The following is a 22,296-nucleotide window of genomic DNA, read 5'->3' as shown; positions in this document are numbered from 1 at the left end:
GGGCGGTGACCGTCAGGAACGGTCGGTATCGGCCGTATCACTCGCCGCCAGCGCGATCTGCCGTTCCGACAGCGGCTGACGCCAAGCTTTCGATCCTGCGAACGCCTGTACGGAAAGCCACGTATAGCCGCTCTTGTACCAGGGCCGCAGATAGGGCGTGCGGCTGTCGAGAACCTGATCCCCGTCGCGAGTCCGCGCTACCAGGACCGTGTGGAGGCCGACCGCCGGCGCATAAACCACGGCCAGCGACAACCGACTTTTGGGAAAGCCGGCGGTGATCAGCTCCGCCTGTTTCTCGAGGGCCATGTCCTCGCAATCGCCGGCGGCGCCGTCGTACGCGCCGCTCGCGTGCCACACTTCCTCGCGCCCGTAGATCGCCAGATCGGTAGCCTGGCGAACGATCCGGTTGACGCGTACGTTGATCTGTCGGAGCAGTTGTTGCTCGTCGATATCTGGCGACATCGGTGCCGGTGCCGGTGCCGGATGCGGCATCGGCGCGAGTATCGGTGTCGAATCGACCCTGTAGACGAAGGCGAGCGCCTGCGGTGGGGTGGGCGATCCGATCGTGAGCGTAAATCCCCCGAAGCGATCGTTGAGCATCGGCCCATGAACTGCGACCGAAAACCGGGACGGCCGAAAAGCGATAGCCGGAGCGAGCACAGGCAGGACGTGGCGGGCGGCGACGATAGCGCCCGTCGCGCCGATCGAGGCACCGACCGGCGTATGAACGTCGACCGAGTCTGCGGATGCGGCGAGCGATGATGCCGCGGGGGCCCCGTCACACTCGACCGGCGTCTGCGCGCACATCGCGAGATAGCCTCTCGGTGCCTCGGCGCTGCCGCCCAGTATCAGGAAGGGAGACGGTTTCGGCGACGCAAGCGCAGGCTGCATCACGATGCACTGCGCCGTCAGGCCGTAGAGCAAATGCCGCTTCAGTCGTGCCACGCACGTTCTCCGACCAACTTAAGGGTCGAGTGCTAGCGGTCGTCTATCAATATAGTGTTCCGGCACGTGGTTAATCTCGATCAAAGTGTCCGGTAACGCGGGTATGGCCGCGGTACGGGTATTTCGTCGCCCTATCGGCACGGGGGCATCGGTCAGCCTATGTCGGCCGCGACCCGGCCGAGAGGTCGTCTCAGCCGCACGGTCGGCCGTGTATTATCGTGACATCGTCGGCTGAGACGCTAGGGGGACGCGCGGGAGAATAGATGATGGCGGACAACGGATACAAAGCACGCGTCATGTCGGGCGCTTTGAGCACCGGTGCCGCGCAGGTCATCCGCATCGTCCTGACCTTTGCCAGCACGATCATCGTCGCGCGGTTGTTATCGCCGAGCGACTACGGAACCTATGCGATGGCGGCGCCGGTCATCGGCTTTGCAATGCTGTTCCAGAATATCGGTTTCGATCATGCGATCGTGCAGGCGGACGAGGTGGACGACGTTCAGCTGTCGTCGCTTTTGTGGTTGAACGTCGGGTTGTGCGCGGTGACGTCGATCATTCTGGTCGCCATCTCGCCGCTCGTCTCCGTCTTCTATCACAATTCGGCCAGCGGCGTCCTCGTTGCGGCGTCGGCGCTGTTGCTGCTCTCGACCGCGCCGAACCCGCTTTACAATGCGATGCTGAACCGATCGATGCGGTTTCACGCCCAGAGTCTGGTCGAAATCGTCAGCAGCGTCGCGGGCTTTGCCGCAACCGTCATCGCCGCGATCGTCCTGCGCTCCTATTGGGCCTTGTGGATCGGCTCACTGCTGTCGACCATCGCCAATACCGCCATGTTCATGATCCTCGAACGATGGCGGCCGAAATTCGTGTTTCGCTGGAGCGCGATCCGAACGATGGTCGGCTTCGGCGGCGGCGTATCGGCGGCGAACATCTCGGTGTTCGTCACCCGCAACCTCGACAACGTGCTGCTGGCGCGGTTCTGGGGTGCCGCGCCGCTTGGTCTCTATGACCGCGCCTACAAGCTGATGCTGTTCCCGCTGCAGAATTTCACCGGGCCGATGTCGCGCAACGTCCTGCCCGTGCTGGCGCGAACCCGCGACGATGGCGAGCGGTTTCGACGCGCCTTCATGCTGTTCCTCCAGGCGCTCACCGCCGTCGCAGTGCCGGGTATCCTGGTCGCCGCGGTGGCGGCAGAGGACGTGGTTCAGGTGCTGATGGGCCCGCGCTGGAGCAGCGCCGCGCCGATCTTTCGCTGGCTCGCGGCGGCCGGCGCGCTGCTGATCGTCAACGATGCCGTGCTGTCGCTGTTCATCGCGACGACGCGTACCAGGGCGCTGGTCCGGTGGAGCCTGTTCTCGGCGGTAACCGTCATCATCGGGTTCGTCGCCGGGCTGCCCTGGGGGCCGCTCGGCATGGCGATCGCCTATTTCGTGGGTGAGGCGATCCGCGCGCCGGCACTGTTCGTCGCCGCAACGCGCGGTACGTCGGTGCGAGTCCGCCATCTGTTCGGTCTACATGTGGTCACCGTATTCGCACTGGTGGCGGATCTGGCGGTCATGGCGGTGCTACCGACGACGCTGCCGGCAGTCGTCCGTCCCGGCGTGCTCCTCATCGTCAGTTACACAGCGTCGATCGCAGCCCAGTTCCTGTCCCCGTTCGGGCGCGAGCTGATGTCGATCGGGATGCGCTGGGTAGGGCAAAGCGGTCGGTCGCTGTTCGTGACGTTGCGCCGGCCGCGCTAGCGGCACGGCGCAATCGCTGCTGGCCTCAAACGGCGGCGCGGTTCGTCGCGGCGGCGTAAGCGTCGAGCGTCTGGTGCGCGAGCAGGGTCGGGTCCATCCGGCTGAGGTCGGGCATGGCGGCGCGTGGCTTTGCCGCCAACTCGACCGCTACTGCCAGCGCGGCAGCGGGCTCGCCCTCGAACACCCCCAGCCATTCCGATCCGACCACCGCCTGAAGGTCGCGCATGGTGGGGGTGTCGCGCACGACGACCGGCGTGTTCAACGACAAGGCGAGGATGGCCGCGCCCGAATGGAGCGCGGTGCCGACGTCGTAGGGCAGCACGACCACATCGGCGAGCGCATGGAGCCCGGCGACCGCATCGTCCTCGATGCGTCGTTCGATCAACTCGACCCCAGGCGTCTGTGCCAGCGCGTGAATCTCCTCGCGGAACGCCTGCGTTCCACGGATTTCTCCAGCGATGATGAGTCGTTCGCCCGCCGCACGCTCGCCGAACGCCCGCATCAGGCCGTCGACGTTCTTGTAGCGCCGCAACTGGCCGAACGTCATGAATGTGAGCGCGCGGCCAGTAGCGAGCGGGGCAGCGGGCGCTATGGGCGCGGCTGCGGGATAATAGCCGATGTAATGCGAATGCAGGATCACCCGCGCGGGCGTTTTGGCAAGTTCGGGAAACCGCGCCTGAACCGATTCAAGTGCTGAAGGGCTTAGGCTGATCACCAGATCGATCATTCGGTTGAAGCGCGCCAGGAACCAGCGGTAGAGCCGGCCCGCCTCCGGACGATCATGCGCACCGAGATCATGCGCGGTCCATACGATCCGCGCACCACGCGCCTTCGCCAGCCTGAGCAGCGAAAACTCCTTGAGGACATCGGCGATCATGGCCACCCGTCCGGCATCCCACCTGACGAGAAACTCCGGCCAGTGGATGTGGATGACATCGGGCGCCTGCGTCGCGATGGCATGGCGCGTATACGGAATGATGCGGACGGGAAGCCCCGACATCCCGTCGTAGAGCAGCTTCGTATAGGGATTCTCACCCGATGTTGCAGATGCCGCTTGGGCGATGATGCGCAATTCGCGCGGCGTCGTCGTCATTTTGGGGAGGGCCCTCGAAATCGATCGAACGATGCATTTGCATCGGCGAATGGAAGGGGATCGGACGCGTCCACTACATACGCGTCTGATTGCGCTCACTATAACGGAGACGCATCGAAGGGAACAGTCGTGACGAAAAGAGTGAATTCGCGGTTCGGCCCGGCGCTTGCTCTGGCAGGCGCAAGCCTGGTGCTGACGACGTCGAGCCCAGCCCAGACGACCACGCGGCAAGCCGCCGACCAGCCGTTTGCCGATACGAGCATATGGAACACGCCGCTTGGACGTGGTGCGGTATTCCAGTCCGATACCGCGGCCGAAACGGCGATGATCCACAGCGACGACGTGGGTTACCACAGCGGGTCCTACGCCTGGATCGCGGTCGGAGCCTTTGGCGTGTACCGCGCCAAGGAGAGCGACCCGCTCGTGCGGTGGACGTTCGAACGGCGCTCGGCGACCGCGGCCTGGCCGGCGGGTGGAGCGATGACCAATGGCTCGATCGAACTGCGGACGCCGTCCTCGGTACAGTTTCTCGGTGGCAGCGACGGACATGCCGTCTTGATCGATCCGACCGGGCAGGTGGCGTATGAGGCCTGGATCGGCAAATGGGATTCGGCGCATCGGACGATCCACGCAAACTATCTGGTACGCGTCGATCTGAAGGGATCGGGCATTGCCAGCGGCGAGGGACGATCGGAAGGGATTCGCGGCTTCGGCGGATCGCTGCTCGGCGGACTGGTGCGGTGCGAGGAATTGCGGCGCGGTGAGATCCCGCATGCCGTCGCGATGGTCTTTAGCACGACGATGCTGCGCAAATCACCGACCATGGCGGGCCAGAAGGTCTGGCCGGCGAGCATGAGCGACGGCGGCGGCAAGAACAATTATGCGGGACTTGTACCGATGGGCGCGCTTATCGGGATCCGACCCGACGTCGATATCGCGTCGCTGGGATTGACCCGCGAAGGTGCTGCGCTGGCTCGTGCCTACCAGCGGTTCGGCGGGTATGTCGTCGACGCGTCGGTGGGATCGGAAACTTTGGCTGTGACCGAGACCGGCTGTGACAAGGCGGCAACCAGCAATCTGTTTAAGGACGTCCGCAAGGTCAGGGACAAGCTTGTTCGCGTTCTTAACAACAGCCCAACGACCGTGGGGGGCTCGGGGAAGCGCGTCGCGTCTGCTCCGCCGCCGCTAGACACATCCCGCTAGCGGCGGTTTTGCATCGGTCACAGCAGGTATGTAATCGCTCCAGCCCAGACTGTTATACCGACGAGCACAGCGCCCAACAGGGACATGGCACCTTGAGCGGACGGAGCCTCTCGGATGACGGTCTGGTGATTATTCATACCCACTCCATTGGTAAGCCGGTATCCCGGTCTCGTTTCCATATGTGTCCCAAACGCGGACACATGAGCAAGGTTCACCATCTTGCTGGCGTTGACAAGACTTTTTTACAATTTTTTTACAGCAGGTTAAAAGCCGATGTAGAAAGCCTCGATTCCACGCCGAGCGGTCGTGTTTCCGATGTCTCGCAGCGAGGCCTTGCAAGGCGTTGCGTGCACCCCCGTCAACGTTCGCGAGCACGGTGGTCCACCCGCCGGACATGCGAGTATCAGGCACGCCGATCTGGTGTCGTTCGGCTCGCAGCGGCGGGTTTGCACAGCGTTTGCTTCGTGGACGACCCTACCGAACCGCAGTACCGCCGCTCGCGCGGTGAAAACCTGAATTTTTTACGAGGATGAGCATGGCACGTTGGTCCGCAAAGGCTGCCTCATATCTGGACTTCAGAGTCGGTCAGATCCGCGAAGCCTTGCTTGCGGTTCGCGCACCGCTGCTGGCGAGGCGCCCAGGCGTTCGGCACACGCCCTTGCGCGTGGCGGGTGTCGAGGGGCTCTGCAATCCGAGCATTCTGCGGTGGCAGGGAAAATGGCTCGTCGCGGCGCGGCGGCCGAATTACCGCATGACGGCGCAGGGGGCCTATGTCGTGCCCGGCGGGATCGACAATCTCGCGTCGGAAACCTGGCTGATCGAGTGCGATGACTCCCTCAACCCCGTCGCGGCCTTTCTTCTCGACGACCATGTCGCGCGGTCGACCGTGCCCGAGGCGCGGAACGGTTTGGAGGATCCACGCCTCTTCATCGATCATGGGCGGCTCTTCGGACTATGGAGCGCACTGCAACTCGCCCCGCAGGCTGCCGTCCCCGATCAGGAAGGCGCAGTGATGCCGGACTGGACGGGGACCCGCAACACGATGTGCATCGCCGAGATCCGCGATACGGATGTCGGTCCGCTCCAGCTGTTGCCCTCGCCGCACGGCGCTCCCCGCGAAAAAAACTGGATGCCCGTGCTGGACGCGGAGCAGCCGACGTTCCTGTACCGCCTTGAAGACATGCAGGTCTACGCATTCGATGGCGAGCGCCTGGCGAAGCGATATCGGCGTTCGACCCGTATTCCCGCGCTGGCCAACTGGTCCGGGTCGTCGCAGATCATCGCGTGGGATGGAAATTGGCTGTGCGTGGCGCATCTGGCGGCGCGCAAATTGACGGCCAGCTTGCCGAAGATGGAGCCGCTCTATCCTCATCGGTTCGTCGTCCTGGATCCCGACTGGAATGTCGTTGGTATGTCCGAGCCGTTTTTCTTCGAAAAGCGCGGTATCGAGTTCTGCGCCGGGTTGGCCGAGCACGATGGCAGGGTCGTCATGTCCTATGGTCTCGGCGACAAGGCGAGCGCCCTCGTCTCCATGGAAAAGAGCGCAGTATTGGCGATGATCAAGCCGGTCCCGCACGCCGCGCAATAGTGATCCCGGCATGCCATGTTCGGGAAAGATCGAACGAAGGTCGTGGCTTGCACTATGGCGATCCGCTGATAGGGACGCCGAGCATAGGAATAATGTGAGACGGTACGGGATGACGGGGCAGGGTGGTCTGCCCGGTCGTCGACCGTGGTGCGAGGATGACGATATAGTGCGAAGTACAACGATGCCGGTGCACGACGACAAGGCATTCCTGGGGTTCCGTTTCGCGCAGGGCAGCCGCGAGGCATTGACCCGTCGTATCGAAACGCTGTCCCGACAGTCCTACGGCTTCGTCATCACGCCGAACGTCGATTTCGTGACCCGGGCCGATCAGGATCCCGCGATCAAAGCGGTGTACGACCATGCCGCCCTGCAGATCTGCGACAGCCGGGTCTTGGCAAAGCTGGCCGGGATGACCGGCGTAGCGCTCGACGTCTATCCCGGTTCGGATCTCGTCGCCGATCTGCTGGCAAACAACATGATGCATAATATCGGTATCATCGGACCCAGCCACGATGACTGGCGAACGTTGGTGGCGCGTTTTCCCAAGGCTCGAACCACCTTCATCGCATCACCGGGCAGCATGGCGGTGGGGAGCGAGGCCTGGTCTGCCTGTCTGCACGACGCTGCGGATGCCGATTGGGACATCCTGCTCGTGTGTTTCGGTTCGCCCAAGCAGGAACGATTCGCCGACGCGCTGGCCGCGTTTCGGCAGCGGCCCGGCGTGGCGTTGTGCGTTGGTGCGTCGATCGATTTCCTGACCGACCGCCAGCGCAGGGCGCCGGTCTGGATGCAAAAATCCGGCGTGGAATGGTTGCATCGCCTGATGTCGAATCCTGCGCGGTTGTGGCGGCGCTATCTGATCGATTGCCCCCGGATTTTCCGTCTGGTCCTTCGCGAAAAGGCTGGCCGGCGGGCATCCGGCATCTGACCAAACACCGTGGCTTCCAATCGCCGATGGCGATCGGAAGGGCATTGTGATGTCCCTGTGATGCGATGGATCGGGCACTACCCCGACTTTGGCGACGCGATCGGATGTCCACCATCTCATCGCGCATCGACGGCGCCGTGGTTGCAGTCTTACCGTTTCCGAACGAATTCCGCGCGCAGCACCAGCCCCTTGATCCCCTCGTACCGACAGTCGATCTCCTGCGCGTCGCCGGTTAGCCGGATCGACTTGATCAGCGTCCCGCGCTTGAGCGTCTGGCCAGCGCCCTTCACGGTCAGGTCCTTGATCAGCGTCACCTGATCGCCATCCGCCAGCACGTTGCCGACCGAATCCCGCACCACGACCGCGCCGTCATCCACCGCCACCGCGGTCGTAGCACCGCCGGCGACCCATTCGCCGGTTGCTTCGTCATAGGTGTATTCGTCACTCATCGGTCGGTCTCCGGCAGCGCCCAATCGATCGGGGTGCGCCCATGGGTTTCGAGAAAGGCGTTGGCCCGGCTGAACGGCCGCGATCCGAAGAACCCGGTTCGCGCGGCTAGCGGCGACGGGTGCGCGGACTGGATCACCAGGTGTCGCCCGCCCTTTTCGATATCGTCGACGAACGCCGCCTTCTTCTGCGCATACGCCCCCCACAGCAGGAACACGACCGGTTTGTCCTGCGCGTTCACCGCCGCGATGACGGCGTCGGTAAATTGCTCCCAGCCGCGCTTCTGGTGCGACGCCGCCTCGCCCATCCGCACGCTCAGCACTGCGTTGAGCAACAGCACGCCCTGCGCGGCCCAGTGATCGAGCATGCCATGGCGCGCTCGCGGGATCCCGAGATCCGCCTCCAGCTCCTTGTAGATATTCACCAGGCTCGGCGGTGTCCGCACGCCCTTCCGCACCGAGAAGCTGAGGCCATGCGCCTGCCCCTCGCCGTGATACGGATCCTGCCCCAGGATCACGACCCGCACCTGATCGAGCGGGGTAAGCTCCAGCGCCCGAAACCGATCCGCATCCTCCGGAAACACCCGAGCCCCAGCCGCCCGCTCGGTCTCCAGGAACGCATCGAGCGCCCGCATATACGGCGCCTCGAGCTCGGCTTGGAGTGACTGCCAGCTTGCGGGGAGGGTGGGTGTCATCATCCCCGGCGCATGTCGGACAGGGCAGGGCAGTGTCAATCGCCCCCTCGTTCCCCCGCGAAGGCGGGGGTCCAGGATCACACACGATACCGCCCGCAACCCTGGACCCCCGCCCCCGCGGGGGAACAGCAAGAAGGCTCGCACTCCACGGCGCGTCACCTTATATGCGCCGCCATGACCGAGATCACCGTCGCCGCGCTGCAGCTGGGCTTCACGCCCAACATCGACCGCAACATCGCCAACGTGTCGCGCCTCGTCCACGAGGCCGCCGCGAAGGGCGCGCAGGTCATCCTCCCGCCCGAGCTGTTCGAAGGCGAGTATTTCTGCCGCGTCGAGGACGAGGGCCTCTTCGCCAACGCCGCCCCGGTCGGCGAGCACAAGGCAGTGCTAGCGATGCAGGCGCTCGCCGAGGCGCTCAAGGTGACCATCCCGACCAGCTTCTTCGAGGCGGACGGCCCGCATCATTACAACAGCTTGGCGATGATCGGCCCCGACGGCAACATCCAGGGCGTCTACCGCAAGAGCCACATCCCAGACGGCCCCGGCTATGAGGAGAAGTTCTACTTCCGCCCCGGCAACACCGGGTTCAAGGTCTGGCCGCATCCCGCCGGGAAACTGGGCGTCGGCGTCTGCTGGGACCAATGGTATCCGGAAACCGCACGCGCGATGATGCTGATGGGTGCGGAAGTCCTGTTCTACCCGACCGCGATCGGCAGCGAGCCGCACGACACCTCGCTCGACACCGCAAGGCTGTGGCGCCGCGCCATGGTCGGCCACGCGGTCAGCAACGTCGTGCCGATCGTCGCCGCCAACCGCGTCGGCGTCGAGCACGGCCAGACCTTTTACGGCACCAGCTTCATCGCCGACGAGCGCGGCGACATCCTCGCCGAACTAGGCCGCGACGACGAAGGCGTGATCACCGCGACGATCGACCTCGACATCGTCAAGCGCCACCGCGCCGCCTTCGGCTTCTTCCGCGACCGCCGCCCGGATCTGTACGGCCGGCTGGTCCAGGATATCTGACGCCCTCGTCATTCCAGCGAAAGCTGGGATCCAGATTTACGACGCGCAGCGAATGTGGCCCTGGATCCTGGGTCGAGCCCAGGATGACGGAGTTTTGGGGAGGATCAAAACCAGGCCAGCCCCGCCAACGCCGCGCCCACCAGCGCGGCCGCCCCCGCGACCCACAGCAACCACCGCCGCCCGGTCAGCGCCGTAATCGACGCCAACGCGATCGCCACCTGGATCGCGGTCACCGCCAGCGCCAGCTTCGTATGCGGCCGCAACGCCTCGTCCGACTCCTCGTTCGCCATCGCCGATTGCCGGTCGAGCGCCTCCGCCTGCCGCTTCAACCCAGCCCCGCGCGCCTTGTACCGCGCGATATCCGCCCGATGCTTCGCCATCTGAGTCGCACCCAACCCGGGCGGTGCGAGATCGACCTCCATCTCCGCGATATGCCGCTTCAGATCCTCCGCCTGGTAATAGCCCCACGCATCCGACGCCTGCGCCTTGATCAGCACCGCCTCGTTCTTGTGGAGCAGCGCCTCGTTCTGCGTATGCCCGCCAAGAAAACTCGTCACCGCCGCCAGCGTCGCCAGGATCGCGGTGAACAACGCGATCCGCTGGTCGAACGCCTCCCCACTGGCCGCACGCTCTTCCGACAGCTGCTCGTGCAACCCGCGCACCTCGAAATCATCGTCCATGCCATCCGCTGTGGCCCTTCGCGCGTGACTGGACCCTGATGGTCGGGTGACATATTCGTCAGCGCGACATGCTCCGCACCCGCTCGATACTGCTCGCTCTCGCGCTCCTCGCCGGCTGCGCGACGCCGTCCCTCAAGACCTTTCCGTCGAGCGATCACTTCAACGGCACGCGCTTCTTCAACCCCGACGGCGTGCAAGGCAGCACCGGCGAGCAGAAGCAGGGCCCGGTCGCACTGCTCCGCAATCTCGTAAAGCCACCCTATCGGAGCTAGCCCGAAGTCTCCGTAAACCCGACGCGGCCCCCGGCGCGCGTCGAGGGCCAGGCGATGCGCGTCACCTGGATCGGCCATTCGACCGTGCTGGTGCAGACCCAGGGGCTCAACATCCTGACCGATCCGATGTGGCTCGAGCGGTCGTCCCCGGTCCAGTTCGTCGGCGTGAAGCGAGTCCGCGAACCCGGTGTGCGCCTCGCGGACCTGCCGAAGATCGACCTGATCCTCTTAAGCCACGACCACCGCGATCATCTCGATATGCGTGCGATGCGAAAACTCTGGCACCGAGACAAACCGCTGATCGTCACCGGTCTCGGCAACGACCAGATCCTCAAGCGCAACGGTGTTCATGCAGAAGCGCGAGACTGGGGCGGGCATGTGTCACTACGCCCCGGCGTCGACGTGATCGTCGAGCGCGCGCATCACTGGAGCGAATACGACCCCGGCGACCGCGACAAGACGTTATGGGCAGGCTTCACCGTGACGCTGCCCGGCGGCAACCTGTATTTCGCGGGCGACACCGGTCCGGGCGATATGCGCTGGGCGACCGAGGCGCGCGCGGCGGGAGCGGTCCGCCTCGCGATCCTGCCGATCGGCGCCTATCATTTCGCCGGCCACGAGACCGATAATCATATCGGCCCGGACCAGGCGGTGACCGCGTTCGAACAGCTTGGCGCGGCCTATGCGATCGGCGTCCACTGGGGCACGTTCGAACTGACCTCGGAGGGGATCAACGAACCGCCCGACCACCTCCGCGCAGCGTTGGCGCGAGAACACATCGCCGCGGATCGCTTTCGTACGCCAGAGGCCGGCGAAGCCTGGGTGATCGACTAGACGCGGGCCAATCCTCCCCCGCCAGGGGGAGGTGTCACCGAAGGTGACGGAGGGGGCGGACACGGAGCAGGGGTTGCACTTACCTCCCCCTCCGTCTGGCAAGAGCCAGCAACCTCCCCCTGGCGGGGGAGGATTAAAACAGAGTCCAGCTTATGTCCGCGGCGACGTCGAAGGCTTGCGTTTCAAACCGTCTCGCGCAGCGCCAGCGCCCGCTTGAACACCGCGTCGAACATCTCCGCGGTCAGCACGCCGGTATTCACGTTGTACCGCGAGCAGTGGAAGCTATCGATCAGGATGCGACCATCGGGCATGACGTGCTCCGCGCCATGCGCGAACCGCGCCTTCGGCAAACGCCCGCCGAGCATCTTCACCGCCGACTGATGCGCGATATGCCCCAACGCCACGAACACGCGCGCACTCGGCACCGCATCCGCCTGCGTCTCGAGGAACGGCCGGCAGGTGCGAATCTCCTCCGGCGTCGGCTTATTCTCGGGCGGCAGGCACTTCACCGCGTTGAGGATGATCGCGCCGTCGAGCGCCAGCCCGTCCTCGGCCTTCGCGCCATACGAGCCGGTGGCCAGCCCGAACCGCCCGAGCGTCTCGTACAGGAACTGCCCCGCATAATCGCCGGTGAACGCACGTCCGGTGCGGTTCGCGCCGTGTTTGCCGGGCGCGAGGCCGATGATCCCGAGCCATGCCGCCGGATCTCCGAACACGGGGACGGGCGCGTTCCACCAGGTCGGGAACTCGGTCCGCAACTGCTCGCGCACCGCGACGAGGCGCGGGCAGAGCGGGCAGTCACGCGGCGGCTCGGTCTCGGGCAACGCGGAGACGGGCGCGAAGACGGTCGTGACGTCGATCTCGTCGGTCGAGTCGATCGCGGCGTCGGAAAGCTCGGTGGTGTAAGGTGTGGAATCCATCGGAGTGCGCTAGGCGGACCAAATGTCGCCTGCAACCCCGCACCCGATGATCGCGCGCGCCGCAACCACCTATGCGATCGCGCTCGGCTCGAACCGACGCGGCCGACACGGCGCCCCCGAGCGCGAGATCGCCGCCGCGCTGGAGGCGCTCGGCGATGTCGTGGCCCGATCACCGACCGTTGCGAGCGCACCGCTCGGCCCCTCGAACCGCCGCTATGCCAACGCCGTCGCGCTGATCGAGACGGCGGAGGACCCCGCCGCACTGCTGGTCCGCCTCAAACGGATCGAACGCACATTCGGCCGCCGCCCCGGCCGCCGCTGGGGCAGCCGCGTGCTAGACCTCGACATCGTTCTCTGGTCGGGCGGCGCCTGGTCGTCGTCCGGACTCACCGTACCTCACGCCGCGTTCCGCACGCGCGGCTTCGTGCTCGGCCCCCTTGCCGCGCTCGTCCCGAAATGGCGCGATCCGCTGACCCATCGGACGATCCGCCAATTGGCACAGATGGTTGACCGACGGCACCCGCGCGACTAGGTGCGCGGTCCACGATGGCGGGGGTCCGTAGCTCAGTTGGTAGAGCAAGCGACTTTTAATCGAGAGGTCCCGGGTTCGAGCCCCGGCGGACCCACCATCGACGGCACGCCGCCTGAGGGTGCGCGACGACGCCTGCCCGCGGTTCTCGCCGGCGCATCGGTCGCTGCGGTCGGCATCGTTCTCATCCTCCTCGTCGGTCTCGGGGTCGACCATTGGCCGTTCGCGTTCGACCGCTCGATCATCCTCGGGCTGCGCGCCTGGGGTGGCCCGTCCTGGCTGCCGAAGGTTGCCGCCGACGTCACTGCGCTGGGCGGCGGGATCGTCCTGACGATCGTCGTGGTGATCGTCGCCGGCCTGCTGATCGTCCAGCGGCTCTGGCTGACCGCGCTCGCGATGGTCGCGTCGAGCGTCAGCGGCAACATCGTCGTCGAGTTGGTCAAGCTGCACGTCGCGCGCCCGCGTCCCGACATCGTCACGCACCTCGTCACGGTCACGCATATGAGCTTCCCCAGCGGGCACTCCGCGAACAGCGCGATCGTCTATCTGACGCTCGCCGGTCTCGCCTCGCAGGTGACGCAGGATCGCGCGACGCGGGCCTATATGCTCGTCGTCGCGATCCTGATGGTTGGCGCGATCGGTTGCAGTCGCGTGTATCTCGGCGTCCACTGGCCGAGCGACGTGCTGGCCGGGTGGAGCTTCGGCACGCTGTGGGCACTCGCCTGGTGGCTGGCGACCGCGCGCGCGCGGCAGGCGATCGGCGGCGAGCGGCATGCTTTCGGCACGCCGCCCACTGATCCGGCCGCGTCCTAGCGACCCTTCTCGGCGAGCGCACGCTCCCACGCCAGCGCATCGCGGACGATCCCGTCGAGATCGGCGTGGCGCGGCGTCCAGTCGAGTGCCTTCAGGATCGCGCGATTGTCCGAGATCAGCATCGCCGGGTCGCCCGCACGACGCCCTTCGAGGCGACGCTCGATCGTGCGGTTGGTGATCTTGTCGACCGCATCGAGCACGTCGAGCACCGAGAAGCCCTTGCCATAGCCCGCGTTGAGCGTGTGGCTCTTGGCGGGTTCGGCGATCAGCACCTCCAGCGCGGCGACATGCGCGGCGGCGAGGTCGCTGACGTGGATGTAATCGCGCACGCCGGTGCCATCCGGCGTGTCGAAATCGGTGCCGTAGACGCCGACATGGCCGCGTTTGCCGGTGGCGGCCTCGACCGCAATCTTGATTAGATGCGTCGCGCCGACCGTCGACTGGCCGCTGCGTCCCTGCGGATCGGCGCCCGCGACGTTGAAGTACCGGAGCGCGGCGTAATTCATCGGGTGCGCCGCGGCGACGTCGCGCAGCATCGCCTCGGTCATCAGCTTCGACATGCCGTACGGATTGATCGGCACGGTCGGATCGCCCTCCGCAACAGGCACTTTTTCGGGCGTGCCATAGGTCGCGGCGGTCGACGAGAAGATGAAGTGCGACACGCCCTCGACCACCGCGCTCTCGATCAGCGCACGGCTGGCGGCGGTGTTGTTGCGGTAATATTTGAGCGGATCGCTGACCGATTCGGGGACCACCACCGAGCCGGCGAAATGCATGATCGCCTTGACGTTGTGGTCGCGGATCGCCGCGCGCACCTTCGCATCGTCGGCGACGTTCGCCTCGACCAGCGCCGCGCGGGGATCGACCGCCCAGTCGAATCCCGTGACGAGGTTGTCGAGCACCACGACGTCGCATCCCGCGTCGAGCAATGCCAATACCGCATGGCTGCCGATGTAACCGGCGCCGCCGGTGACCATAACCTTACCGTCGATCATACGCGTCTCCTCTTTGTTGCGCGGTAGCGGCTTCCTACATTGGCGGAAAGGAGATCGTGATGACGGATTATGTAACGCTCGCCGGCGGCTGCTTCTGGTGCACCGAGGCTGTGTTCAAGGATGTGATCGGTGTGGAGAGCGCCGAGAGCGGGTATATTGGCGGGCATGTGCCTAACCCGACCTACAAGCAGGTGTGCGGCGGCGAAACCGGCCATGCCGAGGCGATCCGGATCGGTTTCGACCCGGAGCAACTGAAGCTTGGCGATCTGCTCGACATCTTCTTCGCGACGCACGACGCGACGACGCTGAACCGGCAGGGCAACGACGTCGGCACGCAGTATCGCTCGGCGATGTTCCCGGCGGACGACGCGCAGAAGGCTGAGATGGAAGCGGCTTTGGCGCGCGCGCAGGCCGACTCGCCCAAGCCGATCGTTACCACCATCGAGCCGATGGACACGTGGTACGAGGCTGAAGGCTATCACCAGGATTACTGGGAAACCTCGGGCCGTTCGAACCCGTATTGCATGGCGGTGATCCCGCCCAAGCTGCAGAAGCTGCGCAAGAGCTTTGCGGCACGGTCTAAGGCGGCGGTTAACGCGTAAGACAGAATGGGTTCACGCGAAGGCGCGAAGGCGCAAAGATGTCGGCCTTAGGTATGTCCGTTCCGGCATATCGAAAGACTTAAACCTCTTCGCGCCTTTGCGCCTTCGCGTGAATCACTTTTATTTTAACGGTGTGCGGCACGGCGAAGGCGGTCATTGATCGCTTCGCCGATACCCTCGAGTGGGATCGGTGCGATAGCGAGGCGGGCGCAGTCGTTCGCATCGGCACCGTGGAGCAGATCGAACAGCTTTGCGGCGGCTTCGACGAGGTTTCCCGAAGCCGACAGGGAAACGTCGCCCGCCACATCGCCAAACCCAATCAGCCACTCGTCCGAATCTGCCTCCGTAGCATTCAACCGAAGGGCCTTGCTCGGCGCGTAGTGGCTCTCGAGCTGCCCAGGCGCCGTCACCACACTCTCACTCCCCCCCGGCGAAGGCCGGGGCCCAGTTGGGGAACGGCTATGATCGGCGTTGCGCACGGTTACATCCGCCGTTCCAACTGGGCCCCGGCCTCCGCCGGGGAGGTGTTTTGCAATGAGCGCCGCCGTCACCGGCCCCGGCCGCAGCACAGTCCGCCCCGCCACGATCGTCGACTCCAGCCCTGCCTCGGTCGCCCCGTCGTCGATAATCAACGACACGTTCCCCCCAAGACTCCCAGCAACATGCGCAGCCGTCGTCGGAGAAATCCCCCCGCTCGCATTCGCCGACGGCGCCGCCAACGGCCGGCCAGACGCAGCGATCACCCCCTGCATGGCCCGATGCCGCGGCACCCGGATCGCTATCGTCGCCAATCCTGCGGTCACCAGCGAAGCGATCCCCGAATCCTCCCGCACCGGCAACACCAGCGTCAACGGTCCCGGCCAGAACGCCTTTGCCAGCGCCAACGCATCCGCATCGAACACCGCGATCCGCTCCGCCGCCGCCAGATCCGCCACATGCACGATCAGCGGATTGAAACTCGGGCGACCCTTCGCGGCATAAATCCGCGCCACCGCCTCCGCATTCGTCGCGTCCGCCGCGAGCCCGTACACCGTCTCCGTGGGCACCGCGACGATTCCCCCGTCGCGAATCAGCGCGGCGGCCTCGGCGATCGCGGCCGTGCCGTACGGTAAAATCCGGGGGTGTGGACGGGTCATCCTGAGGGCCTATAGCGGGTCCAAACCGTAGCGATAAGAGGATGCGATGGCCTTCACTCCAGCAACCACCGAACAGCGTTTCGTGCTCGACCATGTCGTGCGGATCGGCGAGCTCGCCGACACCGAACGCTATGCCGCCGCCAGCGACGACGTCGTCGACGCGGTCCTCGAAGGCGTCGGCCAGCTCGCCGCCGGCGAATGGGCGCCGCTCAATCGCACCGGCGATACCGTCGGCGCAAAATGGACTGACCGTGGCGTGGTCATGCCCGACGGCTTCGCGCAGGCGTACAAGGACTATGTCGAAGGCGGCTGGGGCACGATCGGCGTCGAGGAGGAATGGGGCGGCCAGGGCCTGCCGTTCGCGATCCAGACCGCGGTGCTCGACACGCTCGGCTCGGCCAACATGGGTTTCGCGCTCTGCCCGACGCTGACCGTCGGCGCGATCGAGGCGTTGCAGCATCACGGCAGCCCCGAGCAGCAGGCGCTCTATCTCCCCCATCTCGCGACCGGCGAATGGACCGGCACGATGAACCTGACCGAGCCGCAAGCCGGCTCCGACGTCGGCGCGCTGCGTGCGACCGCGACGCCTCTCGGCGACGGCAAGTGGAGCATCAAGGGCACCAAGATTTACATCTCGTTCGGCGATCACGACATGGCGCCGAACATCGTCCATCTCGTCCTTGCGCGGACCCCCGGCGCACCCGCGGGCACGAAGGGCATCTCGCTGTTCCTCGTCCCCAAGTTCCGCCTTCAGGAAGACGGTACACCGGGCGACTTCAACGACGTCCGGGTCGTCTCGATCGAGCACAAGATGGGGCTCCACGCGTCCCCCACCTGCGTGCTGAGCTTCGGCGACAACGACGACTGCATCGGCGAGCTGATCGGCGCGGAGCTCGGCGGCATCCGCGCGATGTTCACGATGATGAACAATGCGCGCCTCAACGTCGGCCTCCAGGGCGTCCAGGTCGCCGAGGGCGCCACGCAGGGCGCGGTCGCCTACGCACTCGACCGCGTGCAGTCGGCGCGCGCCGGCTCGCCGAACAAGGACTCGGTCAAGATCGTCGAGCATCCCGACGTCCGTCGCATGCTGATGCGGATGAAGGCACAGACGCAGGCGGCGCGCGCGCTCGTCTACTACGCCGCAGGGCAGGTCGACCGCGCCAATCTCGGCGACCACGCCGCGCGCAACCGCCTCGAACTCGTCACGCCGCTGGCCAAGGCGCACGGTACCGATCTCGGCAACGAAGTGGCGTCGCTCGGCATCCAGGTGTACGGCGGCATGGGCTATGTCGAGGAAACCGGCGCCGCGCAGTATTTCCGCGATGCCCGCATCACGCCGATCTACGAGGGCACCAACGGCATCCAGGCGGCAGATCTCGTCGGTCGGAAACTCGGCCTCGACAATGGCGGCGCGTTCGCCGCGCTGATCGCCGACATTCGTGCTGAAGCGAAGGACGAGCGGCTGTTGGCGCTGGTCGACGCGTGCGAAGCGATCGGGCGCAAACTCGCCACCGCGGATGCCGACGACAAGCTCGCCGCGAGCTACCCCTTCCTCACCATGCTGTCGGTCGCGACCTGCGGCTGGCTGATGGAGCGGCAGGGCGAGGTCGCCGGCACCGACGATTTCGGCCGGATGAAGACCGCGGCGGTGCGCTTCTACCTCGACCAGATCGTCCCCGAGGCGATGGGCCTCAACGCAGCGGCGAACGCCAGCGCGGCGGTGCTCTACTCGATCGAGCCGGAATTGTTCGCGGCCTGAGCGAGGCACATCGCCTATATCGTGATCCTCTCTCCTCCCCCGCCAGGGGGAGGTGTCGCCGAAGGTGACGGAAGGGGAGGACACGCAACGGCGGTTGCTCTTTCCTCCCCCTCCGTCTGGCAAGGGCCAGCCACCTCCCCCTTGCGGGGGAGGATCAGGATAGTCGGCCGACTTGCAATTACTCGACGACAACTCGGGAGGAACGGTAAGGGGGAGCGGAAATCTGTGAAAGCCCGACCGATGTTCGACCTCGACGCCTATCTCCACCGCATCGCCATGCCCGCGCGGCCGACGCTCGACTCGATCGGTCTCGGTCGGCTACAACTCGCGCATCGGCAAACCATCCCGTTCGAGGATCTCGACGTTGTCCTCGGCCGCGGCCTCGCGATCGACAGTGCATCGGTCTTCGCCAAGCTGGTGACGGCGCGCCGCGGCGGCTATTGTTTCGAGCATAACCGCCTGTTCCTCGACGCCCTCGCCGAGCTCGGCTTTACCGCCCGCCCGTTGCTCGCGCGCGTGTGGTATGCCGCGACCGACGTGCCGCCGCCGCTTACCCACACCTTCGCGCTGGTGACGATCGACGGGCAGGACTGGATCGCCGACACCGGCTTCGGCGGCAGCTACACGCCCGTCCTCCCGCTCGCCGACGGCACCGAGGCGACCGCACCCGACGGCGCACGCTTCCGCCTCGAGGCGACCGAAAACGGCTGGATGCTGCTCCGCGACGGTGATCCGATGACCACCGACGGCCGTGGGGCAGGCGAGGGGTTCCAGCCGCAATATAGCTTCACGCTCGCGCAAGTGTTCGACGCGGATCTCGCGCTGTCGAACCACTGGACCTCGACCGCGCCGTCCAGCCGTTTCACGCACACGCCGATCGCCAGCATCGTCCTGCCCAACGGCTTCGCCTCGCTGATCGGGCGCAATTACCGGCGGCGCTCGGGGACCGACACCAGCGTCGGCGAGGTCACCGACCCGCGCGTGTACCGGATCCGCATGAGCCTGTTGTTCGGGATCGACCTGAGCGTCGAGGACGTCGCCGCGCTGGGGATTTTTTGAGGCCTGGTTGGGCTTCTATCCCATTGCCGTTCGTGCTGAGTAGCGACTGAGTAGCTCCGTCAGGAGCGTATCGAGAGCGTGTATCGAAGCATGGGTTCCGCGCCGCGCGCCAACCTGTCCTTCGATACGTCCTCTCGATACGGCGCTTCGCGCTTACTAGATGACTACTCAGGACGAACGGGGGTGGGGGATCACGAACGGGAGAGCGCTAAGACGAGCTCGTAAGAGTGAGGGCAAACGCAGGGAGAAGGGCATCGCTCGCGAGCATTCAGGCCCGCTCACGCTCCAGCAGGTCATGCGCATCCAGCCCCAGCAAATCGATATGCCCCAAAATCCTAGGCCACTGCGTCGTCACGAAATTCTCGCGCTCGGCCACGCGCAGCGCTTCCGCCGCGCCCGGCATCACGAACATCCCGACGCCGCGCCGCACCTCGACATAGCCATCGTCCTGGAAGCTCTGATATGCCTTGGCGACCGTCAGCGGGTTCGCACCCTGCTCCGCGGCGAATGCGCGGACCGATGGCAACTGATCCCCCGCACGATGGTCGCCACGCAGGATTCCCGCGGCGATCGTGCTGCGGAGGCGGATGTATACGGGGCTGTCGTCGCTGCTGAGCGCTGTCATAGTGGCTTAATACAGTAATTGCGTGGGAAGTCGAGTCCTCAGGAACCCCAATGGCTTACCAACCGTGCCATATCCGGGCGGGGCCGTTCGTCGAGCGCGCGCGACGGCGTGCCGATGAACATGAAGCCCGCGATCCGCTCCGACGCGGATCCAAACGCATCGCGCACCGTATCCGAGAACGCCGCCCAGCCGGTCAGCCAGCCGCCCGCGAACCCCTCGGCATGGACCGCATGAAGCAGGTTCATGCACGCCGCGCCCGCCGACAATTCCTGCTCCCACAGCGGGATCTTGCTCTCCTTCGGCGACGACAGGACAACCACCAAGGTCGGCGCCTGATGCGCGAACTGATCAAGCGACTCCAGCTCGAGCCGCGACGCGTCGGGACGATCGGCGAGGTACGCGTCGGTGATCAGCGCCGACAGCGCCCTGCGGTGCTCGTCGCCGACCACCACGAACCGCCACGGCGCCAGCTTGCCATGATCGGGCGTCCGCGCCGCGATCTCCAGGATCGTCGCCAGCTGGTAGGAATCGGGGCCGGGGGAAATCAAATCGCGCGGCTTGCCCGACCTTCGGGTGGCGAGCAGCGAGAGCGGCGTGGAGCGATCGTTGAGCATGTCCCGGCAGATAGGCCCTGATGTGTGATATTTACAGTCCGGGCTTTGTCGTTAAGTTGCGCGCGATCGAGCGTCCGTCAGCGGCGCACACACGGAGCATCACCACCCCATGGCCAGCGCTATCGCCAAAGCGAGTACAAGCAGCGGCGTTCCCGCCGATGCGAAGACGTTTTTCGGGCACCCGCGCGGGCTGTTCATGCTGTTCTTCGTCGAGCTGTGGGAGCGGTTTTCGTTCTACGGCATGCGCGCGATCCTGGTGCTGTATCTCACCAAGCATTTCTTGTTTGGCGACGAGCCGTCCTACGCGATCTACGGCGCGTATACCTCGATGGTATACATCACGCCGATCATCGGCGGCTATCTGTCCGACCGCTTCCTGGGGCCACGCAAAGCGGTGCTCGCGGGCGGCATCTTCATCACGCTCGGCCATCTGCTGCTGGCGATCGTCGAGGCGCCGCAGGGCGTGCACGGCGCTGCCCTCAACGGCTTCTATCTCGGCCTCGCCTTCATCATCGTCGGCACCGGCTTCCTGAAGGCGAACATCTCGGTGCTCGTCGGCAAGCTCTACGCGCGCGAGGACATGCGGCGCGATGGGGCGTTCTCGATCTTCTACATGGGGATCAACACCGGCGCGTTCGTCGGCCCGATCGCGGTCGGCATCCTCGGCGAGACGGTTGGCTGGTCGTACGGGTTCGGCGCAGCGGGCATCGGCATGGCGCTCGGGCTGGTCATGTTCATCCTGTTCCAGCGCGAGCTGCACGGTGTCGGCGAAGCGCCCGACGCCGCCGTACTCGCGTCGAAGCCGGTTGGCGGGCTGTCGATCGAATGGCTGATCTATCTCGGCGGGATCGTCGGCGTCGCCGTCTCGTGGTGGCTGGTGCGCAGCCAGGGCGTCGTCGGCACCGCGCTGATCGTCGCGTCGCTCGTCACGGTCGGCTACATCCTATGGACCGCGGTCGCGAAGCTGCCGCGCGTCGACCGCGACCGGATCTTCGCGGCGCTGTTCCTGATCGCGCTCGCGCCCTTGTTCTGGGCGCTGTTCGAACAGACCGGCTCGTCGCTCAACGTCTACACCGACCAGTCGGTCGACCGCGTCGTGTTCGGCTGGACCATCCCCGCGTCGGTATTCCAGTCGGTCAATCCGTTCTTCATCATCACGCTGGCACCGGTCTTCGCGGCGCTCTGGACCAAGCTCGGGCGGGCAGGGCGCGAGCCGAGCGCGCCGTTCAAGTTCGGCATCGGCCTGATTCTGGTCGGTGCAGGCTTCTTTGTGCTGACGCTCGGCGCGCCCGCACAGGGCCTGACTCCGGCGATTTTCGTCGTGCTGCTCTACATGCTGCACTCGATGGCCGAGCTCTGCTTCTCGCCGATCGGGCTGTCGTCGATGACGCGGCTGTCGGTGCCGAGCATGACCGGGCTGATGATGGGCACGTGGTTCCTGGCCACCGCGGGCGGCAATTTCCTCGCCGGCCTGATCGCGCAGGCGACCGGCGGCGAGGGCGCTGGCGTCGGGCGGGTACTCGAAGTCTACGGGCGGATCGGCTGGTTCGCGATCGGCGTCGGCGTCGTCGTGCTGGTGCTCGCGCCGTTCGTCACCAAGCTGATGCATCTCGACCAGCTGGGTGCGGTGGATCACGCGATGGCCGGCCAGAACGAACTTGGCGAGCCCGGTGCTGCAGGGCTGGATACGCGCGGCGAGCAGGTACCGCGGGGCTGATGCAGAAATTCCCCTCCCGCTCGCGGGAGGGGCTAGGGGAGGGCGCGACGTACGCACTGGCGTCCGGCCTGTGAGGCA

Annotated in this window: 23 protein-coding genes and 1 tRNA gene; 14 read left to right on the top strand and 10 right to left on the bottom strand. The window is 65.7% G+C overall.

Annotated elements, in window-relative coordinates; all coding sequences use genetic code 11:
• Positions 1-12: 12 nt before the first annotated feature.
• Positions 13-945 carry a transglutaminase-like cysteine peptidase gene (locus C8J46_RS19875; protein WP_132742419.1) on the bottom strand — a complete coding sequence of 311 codons (933 nt, stop codon included), beginning with the start codon at positions 943-945 and terminating at the stop codon, positions 13-15.
• A 266-nt stretch (positions 946-1,211) separates the two neighbouring features.
• Between C8J46_RS19875 and C8J46_RS19870 the strand changes: the two genes are divergently transcribed.
• Positions 1,212-2,687, top strand: a complete 1,476-nt coding sequence (locus tag C8J46_RS19870) for a lipopolysaccharide biosynthesis protein (RefSeq protein ID WP_243643536.1) — start codon at positions 1,212-1,214, stop codon at positions 2,685-2,687.
• Positions 2,688-2,712: 25 nt separating this feature from the next.
• On the opposite strand, the gene C8J46_RS21055 is transcribed toward C8J46_RS19870, so the two are convergent.
• Positions 2,713-3,780, bottom strand: coding sequence for a glycosyltransferase (locus C8J46_RS21055; RefSeq protein WP_165886686.1), 1,068 nt, complete (start codon positions 3,778-3,780; stop codon positions 2,713-2,715).
• A gap of 129 nt (positions 3,781-3,909) precedes the next feature.
• Here C8J46_RS21055 and C8J46_RS21050 point away from each other — a divergent pair, with 129 nt between their 5' ends.
• From C8J46_RS21050 to C8J46_RS19850, 3 genes are all read left to right on the top strand, one after another.
• Positions 3,910-4,983, top strand: coding sequence for a hypothetical protein (locus C8J46_RS21050; protein ID WP_165886685.1), 1,074 nt, complete (start codon positions 3,910-3,912; stop codon positions 4,981-4,983).
• A 535-nt stretch (positions 4,984-5,518) separates the two neighbouring features.
• Positions 5,519-6,571 carry a hypothetical protein gene (locus C8J46_RS19855; protein WP_132742415.1) on the top strand — a complete coding sequence of 351 codons (1,053 nt, stop codon included), beginning with the start codon at positions 5,519-5,521 and terminating at the stop codon, positions 6,569-6,571.
• A 181-nt stretch (positions 6,572-6,752) separates the two neighbouring features.
• Complete coding sequence (locus C8J46_RS19850; protein ID WP_165886684.1) at positions 6,753-7,499, top strand: WecB/TagA/CpsF family glycosyltransferase; 747 nt, start codon at positions 6,753-6,755, stop codon at positions 7,497-7,499.
• A gap of 149 nt (positions 7,500-7,648) precedes the next feature.
• Here the strand turns inward: C8J46_RS19850 and C8J46_RS19845 are convergent, their stop codons facing one another.
• Positions 7,649-7,948 (bottom strand): alkylphosphonate utilization protein, encoded by a 300-nt coding sequence (locus tag C8J46_RS19845; protein WP_132742413.1) that lies wholly within the window; start codon positions 7,946-7,948, stop codon positions 7,649-7,651.
• The gene (gene ung, locus C8J46_RS19840; RefSeq protein ID WP_207894245.1) at positions 7,945-8,640 is read right to left on the bottom strand and encodes a uracil-DNA glycosylase; all 696 of its coding nucleotides are present in this window, start codon (positions 8,638-8,640) and stop codon (positions 7,945-7,947) included. Before ung ends, C8J46_RS19845 begins: the two co-directional genes overlap by 4 nt.
• 174 nt (positions 8,641-8,814) lie before the next feature.
• On the opposite strand from ung, the gene aguB reads away from it, so the two are divergent.
• A complete protein-coding gene (gene aguB / locus C8J46_RS19835) occupies positions 8,815-9,663 on the top strand; it encodes an N-carbamoylputrescine amidase (protein ID WP_060526045.1) in 849 nt (282 codons plus the stop codon).
• A gap of 104 nt (positions 9,664-9,767) precedes the next feature.
• Here the strand turns inward: aguB and C8J46_RS19830 are convergent, their stop codons facing one another.
• Positions 9,768-10,343, bottom strand: a complete 576-nt coding sequence (locus C8J46_RS19830) for a DUF4337 domain-containing protein (protein ID WP_132742411.1) — start codon at positions 10,341-10,343, stop codon at positions 9,768-9,770.
• Positions 10,344-10,411: 68 nt separating this feature from the next.
• On the opposite strand from C8J46_RS19830, the gene C8J46_RS21360 reads away from it, so the two are divergent.
• On the top strand, positions 10,412-10,615 hold the full coding sequence (locus C8J46_RS21360; protein ID WP_243643535.1) for a hypothetical protein: 204 nt from the start codon (positions 10,412-10,414) through the stop codon (positions 10,613-10,615).
• Positions 10,616-10,669: 54 nt separating this feature from the next.
• Complete coding sequence (locus tag C8J46_RS19825) at positions 10,670-11,449, top strand: MBL fold metallo-hydrolase (protein ID WP_243643534.1); 780 nt, start codon at positions 10,670-10,672, stop codon at positions 11,447-11,449.
• Between the two features lie 182 nt (positions 11,450-11,631).
• Here the strand turns inward: C8J46_RS19825 and C8J46_RS19820 are convergent, their stop codons facing one another.
• A complete protein-coding gene (locus C8J46_RS19820; protein ID WP_132742410.1) occupies positions 11,632-12,369 on the bottom strand; it encodes a uracil-DNA glycosylase in 738 nt (245 codons plus the stop codon).
• Positions 12,370-12,391: 22 nt separating this feature from the next.
• Between C8J46_RS19820 and folK the strand changes: the two genes are divergently transcribed.
• The 3 genes from folK (at position 12,392) to C8J46_RS19805 (ending at position 13,711) form a co-directional block, all read left to right on the top strand.
• Entirely contained in the window at positions 12,392-12,901 is a 510-nt protein-coding gene (folK, locus tag C8J46_RS19815) for a 2-amino-4-hydroxy-6-hydroxymethyldihydropteridine diphosphokinase (RefSeq protein WP_243643533.1), read from the top strand.
• 21 nt (positions 12,902-12,922) lie between these two features.
• A tRNA-Lys gene (locus C8J46_RS19810) sits at positions 12,923-12,998 on the top strand.
• Between the two features lie 239 nt (positions 12,999-13,237).
• Positions 13,238-13,711: a phosphatase PAP2 family protein gene (locus tag C8J46_RS19805; protein ID WP_165886683.1), complete on the top strand. Its 474-nt coding sequence runs from the start codon at positions 13,238-13,240 to the stop codon at positions 13,709-13,711.
• Here the strand turns inward: C8J46_RS19805 and galE are convergent.
• On the bottom strand, positions 13,708-14,706 hold the full coding sequence (galE, locus tag C8J46_RS19800) for a UDP-glucose 4-epimerase GalE (RefSeq protein WP_132742408.1): 999 nt from the start codon (positions 14,704-14,706) through the stop codon (positions 13,708-13,710). The genes C8J46_RS19805 and galE overlap by 4 nt on opposite strands.
• A gap of 59 nt (positions 14,707-14,765) precedes the next feature.
• Here galE and msrA point away from each other — a divergent pair, with 59 nt between their 5' ends.
• A complete protein-coding gene (gene msrA / locus C8J46_RS19795; RefSeq protein WP_132742407.1) occupies positions 14,766-15,308 on the top strand; it encodes a peptide-methionine (S)-S-oxide reductase MsrA in 543 nt (180 codons plus the stop codon).
• Positions 15,309-15,433: 125 nt separating this feature from the next.
• Here the strand turns inward: msrA and C8J46_RS19790 are convergent, their stop codons facing one another.
• Positions 15,434-16,444, bottom strand: a complete 1,011-nt coding sequence (locus tag C8J46_RS19790; protein ID WP_132742406.1) for an L-threonylcarbamoyladenylate synthase — start codon at positions 16,442-16,444, stop codon at positions 15,434-15,436.
• A gap of 46 nt (positions 16,445-16,490) precedes the next feature.
• Here C8J46_RS19790 and C8J46_RS19785 point away from each other — a divergent pair, with 46 nt between their 5' ends.
• The gene (locus tag C8J46_RS19785) at positions 16,491-18,203 is read left to right on the top strand and encodes an acyl-CoA dehydrogenase (protein WP_132742405.1); all 1,713 of its coding nucleotides are present in this window, start codon (positions 16,491-16,493) and stop codon (positions 18,201-18,203) included.
• Between the two features lie 240 nt (positions 18,204-18,443).
• Positions 18,444-19,262, top strand: a complete 819-nt coding sequence (locus tag C8J46_RS19780; RefSeq protein WP_132742404.1) for an arylamine N-acetyltransferase — start codon at positions 18,444-18,446, stop codon at positions 19,260-19,262.
• A gap of 268 nt (positions 19,263-19,530) precedes the next feature.
• Here C8J46_RS19780 and C8J46_RS19775 read toward each other — a convergent pair whose 3' ends face one another.
• Together C8J46_RS19775 and C8J46_RS19770 are read right to left on the bottom strand one after the other, a co-directional pair.
• A complete protein-coding gene (locus C8J46_RS19775; protein ID WP_132742403.1) occupies positions 19,531-19,887 on the bottom strand; it encodes a GntR family transcriptional regulator in 357 nt (118 codons plus the stop codon).
• A gap of 38 nt (positions 19,888-19,925) precedes the next feature.
• The gene (locus C8J46_RS19770) at positions 19,926-20,501 is read right to left on the bottom strand and encodes a nitroreductase (protein WP_132742402.1); all 576 of its coding nucleotides are present in this window, start codon (positions 20,499-20,501) and stop codon (positions 19,926-19,928) included.
• A gap of 109 nt (positions 20,502-20,610) precedes the next feature.
• Between C8J46_RS19770 and C8J46_RS19765 the strand changes: the two genes are divergently transcribed.
• A complete protein-coding gene (locus C8J46_RS19765) occupies positions 20,611-22,218 on the top strand; it encodes a peptide MFS transporter (protein WP_132742401.1) in 1,608 nt (535 codons plus the stop codon).
• Positions 22,219-22,296 lie beyond the last annotated feature (78 nt).

It is taken from the genome of Sphingomonas sp. PP-F2F-A104-K0414 (assembly GCF_004340945.1).
Classification (GTDB): domain Bacteria; phylum Pseudomonadota; class Alphaproteobacteria; order Sphingomonadales; family Sphingomonadaceae; genus Sphingomonas.
The sequence above is the reverse complement of the archived record's forward strand: the minus strand, read 5'-3'. Positions and strand labels throughout refer to the sequence as shown.